Source organism: Bacillus sp. FSL P4-0290 (assembly GCF_037975435.1).
GTDB lineage: Bacteria > Bacillota > Bacilli > Bacillales > Bacillaceae > Bacillus > Bacillus subtilis.
Map to the genome: position 1 here is coordinate 2,414,612 of NZ_CP150253.1, position 14,197 is coordinate 2,428,808.

Sequence of the window (14,197 nt, forward strand, 5' to 3'; positions counted from 1 at the left end):
AAGTGATGCTTAGCGCATCACTTTATTTTGCATACTCTACGGCTCGAGTCTCTCTGATTACTGTCACCTTAATATGACCTGGATAATCGAGCTCGTCCTCAATTCGCTTGCGGATATCTCGCGCCAGTCGATGAGCCTCAAGATCATTAATTGAATCCGGCTTCACCATAATTCGCACTTCGCGTCCAGCCTGAATGGCAAATGATTTTTCAACACCTTCGTAGGACTCAGAAATTTCTTCGAGTTTTTCAAGTCTTCGAATATAATTCTCGAGCGTCTCACTTCTTGCGCCAGGTCTTGCAGCGGAAAGCGCATCTGCTGCAGCTACCAGTACAGCAATAATGGAAGTCGGCTCCTCGTCCCCGTGGTGTGATGCAATACTGTTAATCACGACTGGGTGCTCTTTATATTTGGTCGCAAGCTCTACCCCGATCTCAACGTGGCTTCCTTCTACTTCATGGTCAATTGCTTTCCCGATGTCGTGAAGAAGACCCGCACGTTTAGCAAGCTTTGCGTCTTCACCAAGCTCCGATGCCATTAGACCGGCCAAGAATGCGACTTCCATGGAATGCTTAAGCACATTTTGACCGTAGCTTGTACGGAACTTTAAGCGGCCGAGGATCTTGATGAGATCTGGGTGGAGGCCATGAACGCCAACCTCAAATGTCGTTTGCTCACCCATCTCACGAATATAGTCATCGACCTCGCGGCGAGATTTTTCAACCATTTCTTCAATCCGTGCCGGATGAATACGGCCATCCTGAACGAGTTTATCAAGAGCAATTCTGGCTGTCTCACGTCTGATCGGATCAAATCCGGAAAGAATGACAGCTTCAGGCGTATCATCAATAATCAGGTCAATTCCTGTCAGCGTTTCAAGCGTACGAATGTTACGCCCTTCCCGTCCGATGATACGTCCTTTCATCTCATCATTTGGAAGATTGACAACTGATACCGTTGTTTCGGCAACGTGGTCCGCTGCGCAGCGCTGTAAGGCGAGTGAAAGAATGTTTTTCGCTTTCTTATCCGCCTCTTCTTTCGCACGGTTTTCAGTTTCTTTTGTCATGATGGCGATGTCATGTGAAAGCTCGTTTTCAACCCGCTCAAGAATGATTTGTTTCGCTTCGTCACGAGTCAGACTCGAAATTCGTTCCAACTCAGACTGCTGCATACGAATCATCTCATCCACTTTGCTTTCCATCTCTTCAATATGTTGTTGTCGTTCATTCAGAGAATGATCTTTCTTCTCCAACATCGCTTCCCGTTTATCAATTCCCTCATGTTTGCGATCAAGGTTTTCCTCCTTTTGGAGTAAACGGTTTTCTTGTTTTTGAAGCTCATTTCGTCTTTCACGAACTTCCTGTTCAGCATCTATTCGAAGTTTGTGGATTTCATCCTTTGCTTCAAGCAGAGCTTCTTTTTTCAGTGCTTCAGCATCACGCTTCGCATCTTCAAGAATTTGCTCGGCTGCACCGCGTGCGCCCGCAATTTTCGCTTCGGCAATGGTTTTACGAACAAAGTAGCCAACAACTAAACCGAGTAGAATCAGCAAAATGGAGATGAGAACCATCATAATTGGGGTCATACTTTCACCTCCTCTTGCTATGAACTTGGTTGTTGCTTAAAAAGTGTCGGCATGTACATTGTCTAGTTTTCTCAACATACAGAACCTTCACAGGGAATGAGTGTGTTCATCGCCCTTGTCAAGTTTAAATGGTTTAACAATCATGTTAAAAAAACAAATGTTACAACTTCATTGTAAATGTGTCGGAAATACTTGTCAAGCTTGCCATCTTAACGTTTGCAGGCCAGTCTTCTTTTCACGTGCCGAATGCAATTCATCCAAAAGAAGATCGCCAATCATTCTTGATTTAGAAGCTGGTATATTTTATTGTTCACTTGGCCCAATTTAGCATTATTTTGAATGTTTGAGAACAAAATAACAATGGTTTGCCCAGATTTGCTAAAGCTGTTCAAGATATTGAAGCCCGGCATAACACCATGGTTTGAATAGCTTCCGGGAGCAACATAAAATCCCATGCCGTATGTGGAGCTGCTCCCTGGCGTAAACATCTTTTCATAGCTTTTTTGCGAATACAGTTTTCCGTCTATCAGCGCTTGGTCAAATTTGTACATATCTATAGCGCTCATATAAATATCACCCGCTCCATACAGCTGGGATAAATCAGGTATATACGGTGTAACTGTTTTGCTGCCCTCCATCTTATACCCGACGGCAGGATAAGGTTCTTTTTCATATGTTTTGTAAAAGCCTGCATGCGTCATTCCCGCAGGTTTAAAAATATGATTCTTTATGTACTGTTCATAGGGCTCACCGCTTACTTCAGCAATAATATAAGCAAGAACAGAATAGTTGGAATCCTTGTAGTCCCATACGCCCGGCTGACGTTTGATTCCCTGAAGTTCTATATCTTTTATTAAATCGTCCGGAGTAATGGCGCCGTTTCCTTCAATATGTCCGTTTATCCCCGATGTATGTGTAAGCAGATTCTTCAAAGTAATCGTTTGTCCGTTGGGAAAATGAGGTAAATACGTGCTTACCGGATCACTTGTCTGAAGTTTCCCCTTTTCCTCAAGCTGCAAAATAGCAGTTGCAATCAGCGCTTTTTGTGATGAACCGACATAAAAAGATGTCAATGGATTATTTTGAATGTAGTGTTTACGGTCAGCATAGCCAAAACCTTTATTTGTTACGATTTCTCCATTTCTGACAATCATGGCTGTTCCGCTGAAACCGATCTCTTTTAAATAATTGCTGATTTTTTGGTTTCGATCCACTGTTTTGATTTGTTCCTCTGATTTTTTGGCAGTTTTCTTTTTGACCTCTTTTTTCTGATCGGTATTTGAAACCGCTGCAGTTTCTTGAGATGGTTCGTTTTCTTCACTATTTCGATGAAGAGCATTCCAAATCGTAATGCAAACCATCACTGCTAAAAGACCAAACAACAGTTTTCCTCTTTTATTTAGTTTTCTCCGTCTGCGTTTCGCAGTTCTTCTGCGGGTTGGGCTTGTCATTCATTTTTTCCTCCCAAAATAAATTCCATTTTGCACACGTTTTGTTAGACGAATAAAGCCCTAAAAAAGTTGTCAAAAAAAGCAATATTTTTATCATTTTTTTGCAAAATACAAAAAAGCTGAGTTTTTCACTCAGCCTTTTGTATCATTTGAAACTTATTTTATTTTTATTCTTCAAATTCGAGTTCTTCTTGTGTCTCTTCAGCTTGCTGCTGCACTACTCCGTTATTATCCAAGCCGTAATGTTCGCGAATTTGCTCCTGGATCATCAGCATGATATCTTTATTTTCTTTCAGGAATTGTTTTGCATTTTCACGGCCTTGGCCAAGACGCTCTTCTTCATAAGAGTACCATGAACCGCTTTTTTGCACGATATCAAGTTCAGTTCCTAGATCAATGATTTCGCCTTCTTTTGAAATGCCTTCTCCGTACATAATGTCAACCTCGGCTGTACGGAACGGCGGAGCCACCTTGTTTTTCACGACTTTGATTTTCGTTTTGTTCCCCATTACGTCGTTGCCTTGTTTCAGCTGTTCAGCACGGCGCACTTCAAGACGCACGGAAGAATAGAATTTCAACGCACGGCCGCCAGGTGTTGTTTCCGGGTTCCCGAACATAACACCGACTTTTTCACGAATTTGGTTAATGAAAATCGCGATTGTCTTCGATTTGTTAATGGCCCCTGAAAGCTTACGAAGCGCTTGAGACATTAAGCGTGCTTGTAAACCGACATGCGAATCTCCCATGTCGCCTTCAATTTCCGCTTTCGGAACGAGAGCGGCTACAGAGTCGACAACGACAATGTCAACTGCCCCGCTTCGAACCAATGCTTCCGCAATTTCAAGCGCCTGCTCGCCTGTGTCAGGCTGAGACAGTAAAAGCTCTTCGATGTTAACACCGAGCTTTTGCGCGTATACCGGATCTAACGCATGCTCCGCATCGATAAACGCGGCTTGTCCGCCCTGCTGCTGAACTTCAGCAATCGCATGAAGCGCCACAGTTGTTTTACCTGAGCTTTCAGGACCGTATACTTCAATAATCCGTCCGCGAGGATATCCGCCAATTCCCAGTGCTGTATCAAGAGCGAGGGAGCCGCTTGGTACAGTAGAAATTCTTGTATCTGTCTTTTCTCCCAGTTTCATAATGGAACCTTTGCCGAACTGTTTTTCTATTTGTTTAAGAGCCATATCTAAGGCTGCCTGACGATCACTCATTCTATTTTTTCCTCCTTTATGTTACCACTACATATACTATACCCTGTTTGAAGGGATTTGCCAAGAAAAAAGCGAACGCATATTCGGATTTTTTCTTGGCGTGATTCCTATCAAAATATCATAATGTATCAGAGAAATCATGTTTTCTTAGGAGGATAATGTGCTGAAAATATTATTTTTGCTCTAAAAGCTTTAAGATTAAATGGCAGCCGTATTTAGCGCCGCGTTTTCTGATCCCCGTTCTGGAGCCCGCAAAGTGAAACTCGTGAACCTCTTCTTTACCATTTGCGGAAATGCCGATAAACACATGCCCAGGCTCATGCCCTTCTTGAGCATCAGGTCCTGCTACACCAGTAAAGCTAATGCCGATATCGCTGCCAGTGAGTTTTTGAACACCCTTAGCCAGTTCGGATGCGCACTCCTTGCTGACCGCCCCAAAACGATCTAATGTTTCCTTCTTGACACCAAGCACATTCTGCTTCACGTCGTTTGTATAGCAAACAACGCCCCCGGCAAATAATTTTGAGGCACCGCTATGATCCGTCAGCCATTCAGAAAACAGCCCTCCGGTAAAGCTTTCTGCCGCAGAAATTGTTATGCCTTTTTCCTTACACGCTATAGATAGCTCTTTTACAAGAGAAGTATCATCGTAACCATAGAAAAATTCACCGACACGCTCTAAGATAACGGCCTCTGTTTCTTTTAACAGACGCTCTGTTTCCTTTTCATCGGCGTGTTTGGCTGTCAGACGCAGCGTCACCTCTCCATCAGCCGCCAAAGGCGCAATTGTCGGATTGGTTTGTGCATCAATAATATCTTCCAAATCGGCTTCAAGCTGAGATTCACCGATACCGAAAAAGCGAAGAACAGTTGACACAATTTTTTCATTTGAACCCATCTTTTTCAGCAGAAGAGGCTTTGCCTCGTTTTCAAACATTGGACGCAATTCGCTCGGCGGTCCAGGAAGAAGCATATAATAGCGCGATTCATGCTCTGTGAGCATTCCCGGGGCCATTCCAAAGTGATTCGCCAGCACGTCAGAGCCTTCGATCACAAGCGCCTGTTTTCGGTTATTAGGTGACATCGTGCGTTTTGTTCGTTTGAAATAGTCCTCAATGGATTGGAATGCCTCATCATTTAACACAAGCGGACGTCCCAGCGTATTTGCAATCGTTTCTTTCGTCAGATCATCTTTTGTGGGTCCAAGCCCTCCTGAAAAAATAATGAAGTCAGAGCGTTCTTCAGCAATGCGGATGACCTGCTTCAGCCGCTCCGGGTTATCTCCGACCGCTGTATGATAAAATACGTTGACCCCGATTTCAGCGAGCTGTTTGCTGATAAATTGAGCATTTGTATTGGCGATTTGGCCAAGCAGCAGCTCTGAACCGACTGCAATTATTTCTGCTTTTTTTGGAAATTCCATGACGAAGTCCTTCTTTCTTAGTTAGATGTTTTTAACGCTTCCCAGTTTTTAGAGAAATATTCCCAGCCTGAAACGACAGTAAAGAAGACGGCTACCCACAGCGCCAAGTCCGCAAACGGGAATGACACAAGTTCAAATGGAAGATTATGAAGAAGCAATGCGGATACCGCAATAATCTGTGCCCAGGTTTTGATTTTACCAAGCATGTTAGCAGCTACGACTTCTCCTGTTCCGGCCAAAACAAGCCTTAAACCTGTCACGGCAAACTCCCTGCTGATAATCACAATGACCATCCAAGCTGGAGCGAGATCAAATTGAACAAGGATAATTAACGCTGCGGATACGAGCAGTTTGTCCGCAAGCGGATCAAGAAATTTCCCGAAGTTTGTTACGAGATTTAATTTTCGGGCATAATACCCGTCCACCCAGTCTGTTGTAGATGCAATAATAAATAGAATGGCCCCCGCCAAATGTGCGACCGGGATGGATTCGTCTCCAACTTCGAGCCTGCCCCAGTCAAACGGCGCCAGCATGATAATCATGAAGATTGGGATTAATGCGATTCTAGCTAGTGTGATTTTATTTGGTAAGTTAAACATAAAGCCCCTCCAATTTCATACTCGGACGTGAAGAAAAGTCATCTGATAATTAAGATGACTTTTCTTCCTTTTTATTTACAATCTTTATGGTTTGTGCCATCACTTTTTTCGGATCAAGTTCATATGAAAGAACCTTACCGTTGATTTTTATTTTCAGATTAGGTGCATATCCGGTGCGGATATCAACTTGTTTCTGATCAGTTATGTCTTTTTTATAGGTTTCGTCTTTTTTCAGCGTTCCTTCTTTTAAAGAGCTGCTGTTTTCATCGCGCACTCGAATCCAGGAGCTGTCTGATGCCTTCAGTTCCAGCTCGATTTTATCAGCGCCGGACACTTCATAAGTCGTTAACGATCCTTCAGTGCCAGCAGCTTTAATCTCCAGCTTCTCACTGTCATTTTCTTTTTTCTTATCTTCGTTTTCTTTCGTTTCTTTTTTAGTGTCTGTCTCTTTTTCAGAGCTGTTATTTTGATTCTCTTTCAGCGTTGAATCTTTAGGGATTTCGTACTTGCTCTCACTTTGCGTAATTGCTTTTTCTGATGCCGCATTGTGATCATCACTGTTTTTGTGATTGGCAAACTGAATGATCGCGTACACAATGGCAATCACGACAATCACGCCGAGAATAACAAGTATCGTTGGCAGCAGCTCCAGCGCCTTAGATGCTGGCTTTGGCATTTCCTTTTGAAGATTCATGCCGGAGATCTTTTCAGACACATCATCATGATACGTTTTAGGGATATCTTTTTTATGCTCCTCAAACAGCTGATCCGCATCAAGCCCAACGGCTTCTGCATATTGCTTGATGAATGCCCGAACATAAAACTTCCCCGGAATAATGTCATAGTTTCCTTCCTCCAAGGCGGTTAAATACCTTTTTTGAATCTTTGTTGCCGCTTGGAGATCATCCAATGACATTGCTTTTTCCTCTCTGGCTTCTTTGAGCCGGATTCCTAGTTCAGTCACAACAAACACCTTCCAATTTTAAAAATCAAAGCTTGAAAACCCGGATTGATCAAACATTTGGGGTTCCTCGGCATGTTCATATGTAATAACCTCATCAGGGTCATTTCTCAGTTCAATAATATAATCAAAGTCATCTAGTGTATACTCTGTATTTTGAACGAATATGTCCGGATGCTCCACCACTTTTGTTGCCGGAAGCCGCATGATTTCTCGGACCAGCTGGAGATGGCGTTCCGATCCTCTTCGTGTTGACACAATTCCGTCAACGATAAAGACATTTTCAGTGCTGTATTCATCGGCAATCAGCTGGCTTCTTATCGTCTGCTTCAGCAAGGTTGATGACACAAACAGCCACCTTTTGCTTGCACACACACTAGAGGCTACAATCGATTCCGTTTTCCCGACACGCGGCATACCTCTGATTCCGATTAATTTATGGCCTTCTTTTTTGAACAATTCGGCCATAAAATCGACTAATAAGCCAAGCTCGTCCCGCTCAAAGCGGAACGTTTTCTTGTCATCGGCATCCCGTTGAATATAACGGCCGTGGCGTACGGCAAGTCGGTCGCGAAGCCTCGGTTCTCTAAGCTTCGTTACTTTAATTGTTTCCATCGTTTTTAAGATTGATTCTAATCGTTTAATTTGATCTATATGGCGGCACCTGAGGAGCATTCCCCTTCTGGAAAGATCGACGCCGTTTATCGTTACGATGTTGATAGAAAGCATCCCAAGAAGAGATGAAATATCCCCGAGCAGTCCGGGGCGGTTCACTTGAATTTCATATTCAAAATACCATTCGAGCTTTGCCAAATGATATACCCCCTTCATTGTGGCAAAATTTTACCTTCCTTTATCATAAAGCATTTTTCTCTAATTAGAAAGAAGAATGTTGCTGTGATGAGGAAAACATAAAAAAGAGAGGAAAAATCCCCTCTCTTCCTAGTGAGTGCTGTTATTTTCAACAAGCTTAACCATCATATTGGCAATGGCGTGCTGTTCATCTTTTGATGCTACACTCCAAAGATCTGCCAGCACTTTTTCCTGCTCGTTCTTAGATTCCACTTCATTAGCCAAGTAGCTGCCGATTTCTGTCGCAAGATCTGTAATCGTATCCTGGCTCATACCTTTATCTTGCGCATAGTTTAGACGGTCGCCAAGGAAGTTTTTCCAGCTATCCCAGTTTTCTAATACTGACATGCTTGTTTCCTCCATTTCATGTGAAGTTACAAGATTATTGTGTCCTTCGCAAAAGAAACTATACACCGAATATTTTCGGATCAGCAGTGCCAGCCGCCATTCACCGACAGAATTTGGCCGGTGATATATGACGCTTTTTCAGACAGGAGAAAAGCTGTTGCATCCGCAATTTCTTGCGGCCGGGCCAGCCGGCCGATCGGAATCTCATCAGCGATCTCTTCTTTTTCAGCCGGGGTAAATTGATTCATCATATTTGTATCAACTGCACCTGGCGCTACGGCGTTTACTCTGATTCCGCTTGGCGCCAGCTCCTTAGCCAATCCTTTTACAAATGAATGCTGAGCTCCTTTTGCCATGCTGTACAGCACTTCACAGGATGCTCCAGTCTCTCCCCAAATCGAGCTGACAGCCACAATCGCTCCCGATTTATTCCGAATCATGCCTGGCAGAAGGTTTCTCGTCAGCATATACGGACTCGCCACATGAAGCTGAACCATTTCCTGGACCGTTGCGTTATCTACATCCGTAATCAGCCCAAAATGGCTTCGTCCGCTGTTTAAAACAATCGCATCAATCGGCTGAACAATTGAACTTGTCAGCTTATCTGCTCCATCTTGCGCGGACAGGTCAGCTTGTAATATCTCCGCATTTACGCCAAACATCTGACTTAGTTTTTCAGCAAGCTCCGCTGCCGCGTTTTGATTTGTATTGTAATGCAGCAGCAGATTGTATCCTCTAGCTGCAAGGGTTTCGCTGATGCTTTTGCCAATGCCGCCGCTTGCTCCGGTGATTAGTGCTGTTTTGTTCATCCTCTTTCCTTCTTTCCGCAGAAAAACACCCCTCACACTGGAGGGATGTTTTGTTTATGATTTAGGAACAACCTTGCAGACAGTCAGTCTGTCTGCAGCAATTTCCTCTTGTATTACGTTCTGGACATCCTCGAGGGTAATCTGCTCGAGTACCGTTACAACGTCAAACAAACTCATATCCAAGAACGCATAACGGGTAAATTGATTGGCGATGTATTCAGGGGAATTCAGCGCTTTTAAGAATGTACCAATCTTTTTCTTTCTGGCAAGTTCAATCTTTTCAGCAGTAATCAGTTCACCGGCGCGCAAAAGCATGCTTGAAATGTCTTCAGCCAATTGATCAGGCTCAGGCGTATCTCCGCCGATCGCCGCAAAACCAAACCCATATTCAGCAGTAAAGTCAAAGCTGAACGTTTCGTCAATATATCCTTTTTCATAAAGTGATTCATACTGGGCAGAGCTTTTGCCAAAAAGAGCTTCAAGCAATAAGTTCATTGAAAGTTCATGCTTTAAGAGCTCTTTGCCTAATTTAAACGGCTTTTTGGATTTCAGCCCGACAAGACATTTCGGTCCCTGCACGTTCATTTTGATCTCTTTTTCTTTTCGGAAAACCGCTTCTTGCTCTTTCACTTCTTCTCGTTTGATCTCCGGCTGATCGGTATACGGCTTTTTCTCCTGGTTTTCTCTTACCTGAGAAATAATCGCTTCAGGATCTACAGGTCCGACAATGAAAAGGAGCATGTTACTCGGGTGATAAAACGTTTCATAGCATTCATAAAGAAGGTCTTTTGTAATATGTGAAATGCTTTCCACTGTTCCCGCTATGTCAATTCTGACAGGATGCTCTTTGTACATGTTTTCAATGACCCCGAAGTAAAGCCTCCAATCAGGGTTATCGTCGTACATATTAATCTCCTGCCCGATAATCCCTTTTTCTTTTTCAACCGTTTTTTCAGTAAAATATGGGTCCTGTACGAAATCGATAAGCGTCTCTAAATTGCGTTCAACATTTGATGTGCTTGAGAAAAGGTAAGCCGTTCTTGTAAATGACGTAAACGCATTGGCAGAAGCTCCCTGTTTGCTGAAATCTTGAAAAACGTCTCCGTCCGCTTTCTCAAACAGCTTGTGCTCAAGAAAGTGAGCAATCCCGTCCGGCACGTGAACCATCTCGTTTTTACCTAAAGGGACAAACCGGTTATCTATCGAGCCGTACTTTGTTGTAAAGACCGCATATGTCTTGTTGAAGCCTTTTTTCGGCAAAACGTAAACATCGAGGCCGTTGGACATTTTTTCATGATACAGCGTCTCCTGAAGCTGTTCATATTCGATTGGTTTGATCAAGATGCACCCTCCGTCCCTTTTAAGAAATAAGTCGTATCAAGCTGAATCTTTTCGCCGGCTTTAATGATATCCTCTTTTGTGACATTCTCAATATTGGCAAGAAAGTCTTCGATAGGAATCTCGACTTGAGCAGCGGCCTGCTGATATAAAAACTCAGATAAACCGTATGCTGTATCAATCGTTTCCAGCACTTGATTTCGAATGACGGCCTTTGTCTGTGCTATATCCTGCTCACTGAAATCGCCATTTTTCATTGCCTGGAATTGCTCAGCAATAATCGAAACAGCCTGTTCATAATTTTTTACTTCAATGCCTGACATCACCATTAACAAGCCTTTAAAACTTTCTATACGGGAAGCCGCGTAGTAAGCAAGACTGGCTTTTTCCCGAACATTAATGAAAAGTTTAGAATGAGAGAATCCGCCGAACAATCCGTTAAACACTTGTAAAGCAGGATAATCCTGATCTGTATAAGTGATGCTGGTGCGGTAGCCGATATTCAGTTTTCCTTGCTTGACATCCTCTTCATCAATTACTTCTTTTGGCTGAACTTTTTCATCAGCGTGATTGTTTTCAATCGTGCCAAGAGTTCGCTCTTCTGTTTTGAAATACTTATCAATTGCCGAATGTACCTGGTTACTGTCCACATCGCCAACTACATATAAATCAAGCTGGTCTTTTTGGATAGCGCTTTGGTATGTTTCGTATAATTGCTCTGTCGTAATGTCATCGACATCGTCGATTTCACCATTGACATGAAGCGCGTAAGGCTCATTTTTGCACATTTCCTGTATCAGCCTTAAATTCGAATAGCGCATTTTATCATCATAGACGGCTTGGATTCTTTGCTTAAGCGTCCGTTTTTCTTGAGCCACATATTGTGACTGAAAAGCGTCTCCCTCCAAAGCAGGTGAAAAGACGATTTCTGCGAGAAGCTGGAGCCCTTTCTCAAGTAGCGGCGTTTGGTCTTTTAAATATTTTTCATTCGGAATTTCAAGCCTGAACGTAATGACGTGCCGCTCTCCTTTTTTCGTAAGATCAGCCGATACTGACGTGCCGTACAGCTCATCCAAATATGAACGCAATTCTGCGGTTTTCGGATGGCTTTTCGTTCCGCGAAGAAGCACATGCGGGAGAAGCGCTCTTTTGGTGACTTGGTCCTTTGTCAGCGGCGCAAGCATCTTAAAAATAAGCGAGACGGTTTTGAATTTTTCTGTTTCTACAATGTGTGCGGTTAAACCGCCGTGCTTTGATTTGAGTTCATTAACATATGACATATGGAACCTCCTTCGTTCATTTCTTAATTAGTATGTATTATGACCAATTTTCAGCATCCGCAGAAACACTCTTTCATGTAATTATAGCAACTGTAGGATTTATAAGGAAACAATAACCTCCGCATGCTGTATAGGTACAGTTGTAAACTGTGCAAGGAAGCGCAAAAAAAGACGGCTGGCTAGACCGTCCCTAAGTTTTTTTCTTCTTCTTCACTTTTTTTAGCATCTACAGTAAAGAGCACTAAAAATAAAGAAACGATGCTGCAAAACGCCGAGAGTATGAAAATAATCCAGTTTGCATTAGACATTAATGCAGCAAAAACAGGTGGACCGAGAGCTACTCCTATAAAGCGCATGCTATTGTAGAAGGAGGAAATGGTTCCGCATTGTTCACTTTCAATCCCTTCGGTTATCAATGCATCTAAAGCAGGAAGAGCCATTCCAATCCCAATCCCGCCAAAGCTTAAAAAGACAAATAAAAAATAAAAACTGTGGTTCCACCACAAGGCAATAAACGAAAGGGTTAACAGAATCATTCCTGTAACAACGCAAAATTTCATTCGGCCTTTATCTTTACCGATCTTTTTGCCAGCTATAAAAGAACTGGTTGACAAAAACAAAAGTGGGATTGCCAGTAATCCGCCTTTAGCTACTCCGTCAATAGCATACTTGTTCTCCAGCGTATCTGATAAATAAAATAATACGCCAAATAACAAAAACATAATGACACACCCGATAATGAAGACCGTATAAAGCCAGCGACCATCCTGTTTAAAGATTTTCTTCACACTCTTAATAAACTCAGAAACAGCAGGCGCATCTTCATCTTCTTCAGGCTTGGCCACCAAAAACAATACGAGCAAAAAGCTGATCAAACAGAAAAACGGAATAAACCAAAATGGTACAAACCAATACCAAGAAGCCAGTAAGGCTCCAAGTATGGGACTCAGTACCTTCCCTGACGTGTTAGCGGTTTCAATATCGCCAAGACCCGCGCTGACCTTTTCATCGTCTCCTTTAAACAGGTCGCCGATAAACGGCATGACAATTGGAGCGGCACCTGCAGAACCAATGCCTTGAAGAACCCGCCCCGCCAAGATCATAGCATAAGGATTTTTCATATAGGTCGAGGCAAAAGCAGCTACGGCTCCCCCCAATCCTGCAATGAGGAGGCATGGAAGCAATATTTTTTTTCTCCCGAAACGATCCGACAAATATCCGGCAATCGGAATGCAAATAATTGCTACTACTGAATATACAGTAATGATTAAAGATACTTGAAATGAAGTCACAGACAGCTTTTTCTCCATCATCGGAAGAACAGGAATCAGCATGGAGTTCCCGAGTGTCATCACAAGCGGGACAGAAGACAATGCAATAATATTTTTCATTCCATTTTTCTCTCTCAACATTTTCACCCATTCACTTTCTTGTCATCCCTTATATATTGCGTTAACCGGAATGAAAGTATGTACAAAGAAACATGAATCAGTGCAAATAAAAAAACAGACACATACAGGCGTCCGTTTTTAGAATCGTTTACGCAAAACATGAAATCTGAATTTATCCGCTCTAAAATAATTTAAAGAATAAAGCACCGGTTTATCGTGCTGATCGTAATGGGTTTGTTTTAACAGCAAAAGAGCTGTTTCCGGATCGCATTCAAGCACTGGAGAAATGGTATCGTGATAGCCGATCGGTTCTATATCAGTTACTGCATAGCTGATTACGGAGCCTGAATTTTTCTCAAGCAGGTCAAACATAGATTCTTGCTGATGAGAAAAAGAATTCGGCAAAATATTCATCGGAATTTTGTCTATACAATACACAATCGGCTGTCCGTCAGCTGTCCTGACTCGTTCAAGGTAAAAAAGTTCTTGCCCTTCTGCCAAATGAAATCTCTTCGTATCATCTTCAGACGGCATAAGCACTTGTGATGATAGAAAAATCGTGCCAGGGGTCATATTCGCCTGTTCTATCATCTTGGTTACACTGTTCAGCTGTTCAATGCCCGAAAGAAATAACGGCTTAGAATGGACAAAAGTGCCTACACCATGCCTTCTGATAATCACATGCTCTTCTTCCAGTATCCGCAAGGCTTCTCTTAGCGTCGCTCTGCTGACACCAAGCTTTTTGGAAAGCTCAAATTCAGAAGGCAGCTTTTCCTTCTCAGTGTAGATCCCATTTTTTATATCCTCTTTAATTCGTTCAATTACTTTCAAATACAAGTGCCGATTATCAGCTTTTGTAGACATGTTTCCCCTCCGTAAACCACTTTCGATAAAAATTATTGAACAATTGGGACAACTATATCATGTTTTGTCGAAAAAATAAATA

General features: G+C 42.7%; 13 protein-coding genes. All 13 read right to left on the reverse strand.

Annotated elements, in window-relative coordinates:
- Positions 1–22: 22 nt before the first annotated feature.
- The 13 genes from rny to MKY10_RS12650 all read right to left on the reverse strand — a co-directional run bounded on the left by rny (position 23) and on the right by MKY10_RS12650 (position 14,115).
- Complete coding sequence (rny, locus tag MKY10_RS12590) at positions 23–1,585, reverse strand: ribonuclease Y (RefSeq protein ID WP_003221010.1); 1,563 nt, start codon at positions 1,583–1,585, stop codon at positions 23–25.
- A gap of 275 nt (positions 1,586–1,860) precedes the next feature.
- Positions 1,861–3,036: a serine hydrolase domain-containing protein gene (locus MKY10_RS12595; protein ID WP_003245877.1), complete on the reverse strand. Its 1,176-nt coding sequence runs from the start codon at positions 3,034–3,036 to the stop codon at positions 1,861–1,863.
- Between the two features lie 167 nt (positions 3,037–3,203).
- A complete protein-coding gene (gene recA, locus MKY10_RS12600) occupies positions 3,204–4,250 on the reverse strand; it encodes a recombinase RecA (protein ID WP_003245789.1) in 1,047 nt (348 codons plus the stop codon).
- Positions 4,251–4,422: 172 nt separating this feature from the next.
- Positions 4,423–5,673, reverse strand: coding sequence for a competence/damage-inducible protein A (locus tag MKY10_RS12605; protein WP_003231847.1), 1,251 nt, complete (start codon positions 5,671–5,673; stop codon positions 4,423–4,425).
- 17 nt (positions 5,674–5,690) lie between these two features.
- Complete coding sequence (gene pgsA / locus MKY10_RS12610; RefSeq protein WP_003244753.1) at positions 5,691–6,272, reverse strand: CDP-diacylglycerol--glycerol-3-phosphate 3-phosphatidyltransferase; 582 nt, start codon at positions 6,270–6,272, stop codon at positions 5,691–5,693.
- A 49-nt stretch (positions 6,273–6,321) separates the two neighbouring features.
- On the reverse strand, positions 6,322–7,188 hold the full coding sequence (rodZ, locus tag MKY10_RS12615) for a RodZ family helix-turn-helix domain-containing protein (RefSeq protein ID WP_206695903.1): 867 nt from the start codon (positions 7,186–7,188) through the stop codon (positions 6,322–6,324).
- A 66-nt stretch (positions 7,189–7,254) separates the two neighbouring features.
- Complete coding sequence (locus MKY10_RS12620; protein ID WP_003220998.1) at positions 7,255–8,046, reverse strand: YmfK family protein; 792 nt, start codon at positions 8,044–8,046, stop codon at positions 7,255–7,257.
- Positions 8,047–8,175: 129 nt separating this feature from the next.
- Positions 8,176–8,433 (reverse strand): DUF3243 domain-containing protein, encoded by a 258-nt coding sequence (locus MKY10_RS12625; protein ID WP_003245199.1) that lies wholly within the window; start codon positions 8,431–8,433, stop codon positions 8,176–8,178.
- Between the two features lie 80 nt (positions 8,434–8,513).
- Positions 8,514–9,242, reverse strand: coding sequence for an EF-P-5 aminopentanone reductase (gene efpI / locus MKY10_RS12630; protein WP_003244676.1), 729 nt, complete (start codon positions 9,240–9,242; stop codon positions 8,514–8,516).
- Positions 9,243–9,296: 54 nt separating this feature from the next.
- Complete coding sequence (locus MKY10_RS12635) at positions 9,297–10,583, reverse strand: pitrilysin family protein (RefSeq protein ID WP_015252075.1); 1,287 nt, start codon at positions 10,581–10,583, stop codon at positions 9,297–9,299.
- Positions 10,580–11,860: a pitrilysin family protein gene (locus tag MKY10_RS12640; RefSeq protein ID WP_015252076.1), complete on the reverse strand. Its 1,281-nt coding sequence runs from the start codon at positions 11,858–11,860 to the stop codon at positions 10,580–10,582. Before MKY10_RS12640 ends, MKY10_RS12635 begins: the two co-directional genes overlap by 4 nt.
- Positions 11,861–12,039: 179 nt before the next feature.
- Positions 12,040–13,251, reverse strand: a complete 1,212-nt coding sequence (bcbE, locus tag MKY10_RS12645) for a bacillibactin exporter BcbE (RefSeq protein ID WP_031600514.1) — start codon at positions 13,249–13,251, stop codon at positions 12,040–12,042.
- A 138-nt stretch (positions 13,252–13,389) separates the two neighbouring features.
- Positions 13,390–14,115 (reverse strand): GntR family transcriptional regulator, encoded by a 726-nt coding sequence (locus MKY10_RS12650; protein ID WP_003245732.1) that lies wholly within the window; start codon positions 14,113–14,115, stop codon positions 13,390–13,392.
- Positions 14,116–14,197: the final 82 nt, after the last annotated feature.

Excerpts from the sequence above, each read along its gene's own strand:
- MKY10_RS12625 (WP_003245199.1), bottom strand. The coding sequence starts at position 8,433 with ATGTCAGTATTAGAAAACTGGGATAGCTGGAAAAACTTCCTTGGCGAC.
- MKY10_RS12650 (WP_003245732.1), bottom strand. The coding sequence starts at position 14,115 with ATGTCTACAAAAGCTGATAATCGGCACTTGTATTTGAAAGTAATTGAA.
- MKY10_RS12595 (WP_003245877.1), bottom strand. The coding sequence starts at position 3,036 with ATGACAAGCCCAACCCGCAGAAGAACTGCGAAACGCAGACGGAGAAAA.
- pgsA (WP_003244753.1), bottom strand. The coding sequence starts at position 6,272 with ATGTTTAACTTACCAAATAAAATCACACTAGCTAGAATCGCATTAATC.
- bcbE (WP_031600514.1), bottom strand. The coding sequence starts at position 13,251 with ATGAAAAATATTATTGCATTGTCTTCTGTCCCGCTTGTGATGACACTC.
- efpI (WP_003244676.1), bottom strand. The coding sequence starts at position 9,242 with ATGAACAAAACAGCACTAATCACCGGAGCAAGCGGCGGCATTGGCAAA.
- recA (WP_003245789.1), bottom strand. The coding sequence starts at position 4,250 with ATGAGTGATCGTCAGGCAGCCTTAGATATGGCTCTTAAACAAATAGAA.
- rodZ (WP_206695903.1), bottom strand. The coding sequence starts at position 7,188 with ATGTCATTGGATGATCTCCAAGCGGCAACAAAGATTCAAAAAAGGTAT.
- MKY10_RS12605 (WP_003231847.1), bottom strand. The coding sequence starts at position 5,673 with ATGGAATTTCCAAAAAAAGCAGAAATAATTGCAGTCGGTTCAGAGCTG.
- MKY10_RS12640 (WP_015252076.1), bottom strand. The coding sequence starts at position 11,860 with ATGTCATATGTTAATGAACTCAAATCAAAGCACGGCGGTTTAACCGCA.
- rny (WP_003221010.1), bottom strand. The coding sequence starts at position 1,585 with ATGACCCCAATTATGATGGTTCTCATCTCCATTTTGCTGATTCTACTC.